General features: G+C 40.1%; 8 protein-coding genes. All 8 read left to right on the top strand.

The window, feature by feature from the left end; all coding sequences use genetic code 11:
- Window positions 1–617 precede the first annotated feature (617 nt).
- Window positions 618–899 (top strand): hypothetical protein, encoded by a 282-nt coding sequence (locus tag PSH54_RS20385; RefSeq protein ID WP_004587912.1) that lies wholly within the window; start codon window positions 618–620, stop codon window positions 897–899.
- Between the two features lie 124 nt (window positions 900–1,023).
- Window positions 1,024–1,521 (top strand): SHOCT domain-containing protein, encoded by a 498-nt coding sequence (locus PSH54_RS20380; protein ID WP_273606989.1) that lies wholly within the window; start codon window positions 1,024–1,026, stop codon window positions 1,519–1,521.
- A gap of 108 nt (window positions 1,522–1,629) precedes the next feature.
- Window positions 1,630–1,890, top strand: coding sequence for a hypothetical protein (locus PSH54_RS20375; protein WP_273606988.1), 261 nt, complete (start codon window positions 1,630–1,632; stop codon window positions 1,888–1,890).
- Window positions 1,891–2,007: 117 nt separating this feature from the next.
- Complete coding sequence (locus PSH54_RS20370) at window positions 2,008–2,517, top strand: GNAT family N-acetyltransferase (RefSeq protein ID WP_273606987.1); 510 nt, start codon at window positions 2,008–2,010, stop codon at window positions 2,515–2,517.
- A gap of 110 nt (window positions 2,518–2,627) precedes the next feature.
- A complete protein-coding gene (locus PSH54_RS20365; RefSeq protein WP_273606986.1) occupies window positions 2,628–3,035 on the top strand; it encodes a hypothetical protein in 408 nt (135 codons plus the stop codon).
- Between the two features lie 299 nt (window positions 3,036–3,334).
- Window positions 3,335–4,309, top strand: a complete 975-nt coding sequence (locus tag PSH54_RS20360) for a transposase (RefSeq protein WP_273606985.1) — start codon at window positions 3,335–3,337, stop codon at window positions 4,307–4,309.
- Between the two features lie 274 nt (window positions 4,310–4,583).
- Window positions 4,584–5,009, top strand: coding sequence for a hypothetical protein (locus tag PSH54_RS20355; protein ID WP_273606984.1), 426 nt, complete (start codon window positions 4,584–4,586; stop codon window positions 5,007–5,009).
- A gap of 115 nt (window positions 5,010–5,124) precedes the next feature.
- Window positions 5,125–5,314, top strand: a 190-nt coding sequence (locus tag PSH54_RS20350; protein ID WP_273606983.1) for a hypothetical protein, incomplete at its 3' end; no start/stop codon positions are given.

Raw genomic sequence — 5,314 nt, 5'->3', positions numbered from 1 at the left:
TGGATTTCAGCATATTATTGAGTTACGCTCAGGTTCTACATTTAAAGTTACATTTGCAGATTTTAATTGTGTGGAGAAAATTTACACATAACAAGCGCATTAAGCACGGGACTGCTAACAGTTTGCTTGGTTCCGCTACGCTTCACATTTTAGCAAACAATTATCAGCCCCTTATGCGGGCGTTATGTGCTAATGAAGAAAAACATAGGTTCCAGCATCAATTAACCCTTTGAAAAGGAACTTTGAAGAGGAAAATGTTCATGAAAAAACATACAGCTTTTGGCAAAGTACTCTTGGTTTATTGTGGTCTATTTTTCATATTTCTAATTGTTCATGGACTACTAACGGGGGAAGTTTCGCCTAAAGGAGGCGAAGATTACAGTCTCGAAACTAGTCCTAATATGTTTTATTTCATAATCGGCGTATACTCCGTTTTAACTGGGGCGTGTATTTTTGAGCTAGTGAGAAATAGAGTTGGGTTTAAATAGATACGCACATAACAAACGCATCAAAACTGACTCCGCAAGCAGGCCGGTTTTTTGCAAAATACACGGCGCAAAAAAGCGTCCAACTTGCTTCGCTGTTTATGCGAATCGTTAGTGAGCAGGAGGCTTAACATGAATATTTGGTATATTTTAATAACTTTATCGAGTTTAGTTGGTTTGTTGGTCGCCAAGTATATGAGGCACAAATTATCAATTTTTGTTGCAGGTGCAGTGCCTTGGTTGGGCCTATTAGGTTCACTGTTATATACAGAGTATTTTGTGCCTTACCAAGGTGGTGGTGCTTCTATGTGGCCGGTCGCACAACTTTTCGGCGGAACTGCCGCTGCAGTAATAGGCGTTGTAGTGTTTTTCGTGGCTCGTAAGTTCATCTGGCCAATTAAAGATGCTCACTAACAAGTTGCCTAAGTTCGCCGCAAAAAGCGCGGCAGGGACAAATGCTCGCTGGCTTAGCCAATGCGCTCGCATTTGCCTCTTGGCTAAGCGTTAAGTGTTTTGGTCATATCAACCTAAGGGGTTTATGAAAAAGTTATTTTGTGTTGCTCCAATCTTTTTGTTTTTGAGTGCTTGTTCAAGTATGTCGCCAATTCAAAAGGAAAGTGAAAGCACTTCACATTTTGAAGGTGCAGTATATGAAGGCAAAGATTTTTATACCTTAGATGAAGAAGTTCAAGGTGAAAGATATAGAGTCTTTCATCAAGCATCTACAGGTTTTAGTGGAACGTCCGGAATTAGGAAGTCTGCGACCAAAAGAGCAAATGATTTTTGCCGTAAAAAAGATCGCAATAAAAAAATGTTAACTGTTTCAGAGCATACTGCTGCCCCACCATATATCCTTGGAAACTTCCCAAGAATAGAAATAATTTTTGTATGCGTTGATAAAGAGCTTACACAAACAACTGTAGCGGTAACCGACAAATATGAGCGCCTAATAAAAATCAAAGAGCTTCTAGATACCGGTACGCTGACCCAAGCAGAGTTTGAAGCTGAAAAGAAAAAAATATTAGCTGAGAAATAACACTTAACAAGGCCATTAAACGGACACGTAACAGTCGGCTCGCGACTTATTATAGCCAACGTTACTTAGCCGCTTATGGCGGCGTTATAAGCCACGGAAAATTGTGAAATGGATTCTCTTTTTATTTACTCTGCGTTAGTCACATACTTAGTACTTAGCATTGCAGTATCAGTATTCTTAGCCAAAAGAGAAGACTTAGACTCTGTTCTAAAAATTGCTCAAATAATTATTGCTTGGTTAATTCCAATCATTGGAGCAGTTGCTCTTTGGCAGTTTAATAAAAGTCAGGATCAACCAACTAAGAAGTATTCTGAATTTGGTGGTGGCAACAGAGACAGTAGCGGATCTGGGTCAGATGGTAGTCATTAACAATGGCATATAACAACTCAATAAACTCACTCACTTCGTTCGCTGGGACGCATACACGCGGGGCGGCTTCGCCATTATGCCCCACTTGCCTGCGCCCGTTACTGAAAAGTTAGGCGAATGATGATCGTAGAAACTAATAACCTCTTATTACGAGAAATGACGGAGGGTGATTTCTGTCCTCTATATAAAATATTCTCAGACGCGGAAACAATGGCTTATTACCCAGCCCCATTTGATGAAGATCAGGTCAAGGCTTGGATCTCTTGGAATCTCGATAATTATGCAACATACAATTACGGTCTATGGACTCTTGTCAAAAAGAATACTGGTGAAGTCATCGGAGACTGTGGCCTAATCAATCAAACTGTAGAGGGCATTGAAGAAATTGAAGTTGGCTATCACGTTAACAAAAAATTCTGGGGCAAAGGCTATGCTACGGAGGCTGCTATAGCGTGTCGCGATTACGCCTTCTCAAATCTGGTTTTTAGCAAGGTTATTTCACTAATCCGGCCAGAAAATGTGGCATCACGTAAGGTGGCAGAGAAAAATGGCATGAAAATAGAAAAAGAAATTATGAAATCTGGTTTCAATCACTATGTCTACGCTTGTAGCCAAGAACTCGCCTAACAAGTCGTTGCAGTTCGTTCCGGCCTACGGCCTCCACCGGACAGCCAAACCGCCGCTTCGCTCTGGTTTGTCTGCCGCTGAACATAGGCGTTATGTGACTCAGGATATTCATGGATAGAAACACTAAAAAAGCGCTTAGATGGGATTCTGGTTTCAGGGCTAGACCAATAAAACCAGACAAAGCTTCCTTTTTAAGTGGCAAGTATTATATGGCTTATGCGTGCCTCGACTGCAAAACCTCTTTTCAACGCAGCTTTCCTGGTTCTCCATGCGATTATCCATTGCATGGCCAGTGTGTTTCTTGCGGTGGTGTTACTTATAATTTAGGCCGGCACTTCAAAGCTCCAAAAAAGTCGGATATCGCGCAATGGAAAAAGGTAGCTTACCTCGTTCAGCATGGTTTCTATTTTCAAAAAATTCGGCCTATTAAAAACAGCTATTGCTGTGTTTCATACCCTTCAACGTTGGCAGACGTAAAAGTGTTTGTTAAAAAGTACAAAAAGCATGCTCTTATTTAGGGTAATGTTACATAACAAAAAAATTAAGTTCGCCCGCTGCGCGGGCTGGGACGCAAACACATGGGATGACTCGCTTCGCTCGGATTTTAGCCCACATGTCTGCGCCCCTTATTTAAAAGTTAGCTCTTTCGGAGGGGAACATGAGTGAGCCAGATTATTCAACATATTCAATGGAAGAGCTTCTTGATTGCCAAGAAATGATCGACAACAAAAATAAATCAGACACCCAACTTAAATTTTGCTCTTTTTAAAATTGAAGACTACGTTTTAATCAGTGTGAAAAACGAGCTGGGTGTCTTATGGCAATTGCAAGAAAGCGACAAGTAAGTTTGGTTGATACAAAATACTACCATTGTATTTCACGGTGTGTTCGTCGTGCTTTTTTATGTGGGGAAGACCGTTTTACTGGTCAATCTTACGAGCATCGACGAGGGTGGGTTGAGGATAAGTTGCTTGAATTAGCTAAGGTATTTTGTATCGACGTGTGTGCTTATGCCGTTATGAGCAATCACACGCACTTAGTACTGTATGTAGATGATAAAAAAGCGAATAGGCTAAATGATAAAGAGATTATTTTTCGCTGGCATAAACTCTGTAAAGGCACATTGTTAACACAAAAATACATACAGGGTGAAAAGCTAAGTAAAGTTGAACTTATCTTTTTTAATCAAACAGTAAAGCAATACCGAGAGCGCCTATCAAGTATCAGCTGGTTTATGCGGTTGTTAAATGAAAACATTGCTCGCAGAGCAAATAAAGAAGATAACTGCACAGGGCGTTTCTGGGAAGGTAGATTCAAATCTCAAGCACTTCTTGATGAAGCAGCACTTGCAGCCTGTATGGCCTATGTCGATTTAAATCCCATTAGAGCTAAAATGGCTAACAAACCAGAAGAATCAGACCATACCAGTGTACAAAATCGCTTAACATGCGCGGCAGAAGGTAAACAACCTAAGCAGTTACTACGTTTTGCAGGTATGCCACGTCAGATTATGCCTAAAGGGCTGCCGTTTGAGCTTAAATCGTACCTTGAACTCGTTGAGCTAACAGGGCGAATAATGCGAGAGGATAAGCTTGGGCATATAAATAATATGACCATTCCTTTGTTAGAAAGGCTTAATATATCGCCAGAAAACTGGTTAAAACTTACCACACAATTTACGCGCGTATTTCATGGTGCAGTAGGGAGGCCCACTTCACAAGCAAGTTACTGTGAAAATTTAAAGCGCAAACGGCGTTCAAATATTAGCAATTGCGAAAAGCTACTCGCATAAATTAAAAATTACTCAGTAAAAATTAAAACTGCAATCTTGCAGTTATTTTCATGCGTGTAATTCAGGTTTGAGAATGCCACTGACTTATTTATTGGATGAAATAAAAGTGACCAAGTAATAAAAAATTAATTCGGCACCCGAGGAGAATGTTTAGTAACATAGTTCAGTTCGCTGATTTATAGTGGGTGTCAGGTTTAATAATTCCCTATTATTTTTACTACTTTGTAATCTGGTCTCATTCAACAGTCTTTCCTGTTCAATTGCTGGTTGGAGAATGTTTACCCCAATTCCCGATAGTTGGAATGCGGTTACCCTTGAACAATCCGAAAACGGTTACTTTTGGGAGCTAGTGCCAGAGCCAGTAGTGGAATTAAGTAGTTTGTCTCGGGGATCAGGCAAACGAAGTTCAGCTTGTTCTGATTTCGGAATTATAGAGTTAAGCGTATCTCTTCCAGAAAGCAGTTCATATAAAATTTCAGATTTTGGTGTTTACGTTAGACTCACCGAAGGAAAACAACCTGATTTAATATTTCCGGATACGCCCATGACTGGACGTATAGATAATGGAGTAATGAAATTGGTATTCCCTTGGCTAGAGCCTCAAAAATCAGAGATAGAGCCATTAAATTTAACATTAGATATATTTCTGGAATCACACAGACTTAATGTAGGTAAATCCGTTAAACTTGTGGTTAAATAGCTTGCTAAAAAGCTAATTAATAAGGACAAAAAACAGTTGGCTGTTTTCGTTCCTCAACATTTTAGCCAACAATTTTTTGCCCATTATTAGGGCGTTAGTGAGCAGGAGGCTTAACATGAATATTTGGTATATTTTAATAACTTTATCGAGTTTAGTTGGTTTGTTGGTCGCCAAGTATATGAGGCACAAATTAGCAATTTTTGTTGCAGGTGCAGTGCCTTGGTTGGGCCTATTAGGTTCACTGTTATATACAGAGTATTTTGTGCCTTACCAAGGTGGTGGTGCTTCTATGTGGCCGGTCGCAC

Source organism: Pseudoalteromonas sp. Angola-30 (assembly GCF_028599215.1).
Classification (GTDB): domain Bacteria; phylum Pseudomonadota; class Gammaproteobacteria; order Enterobacterales; family Alteromonadaceae; genus Pseudoalteromonas; species Pseudoalteromonas atlantica.
Note: the sequence above shows the minus strand (reverse complement) of the source record. Positions and strands in the feature narration are given on the sequence as shown.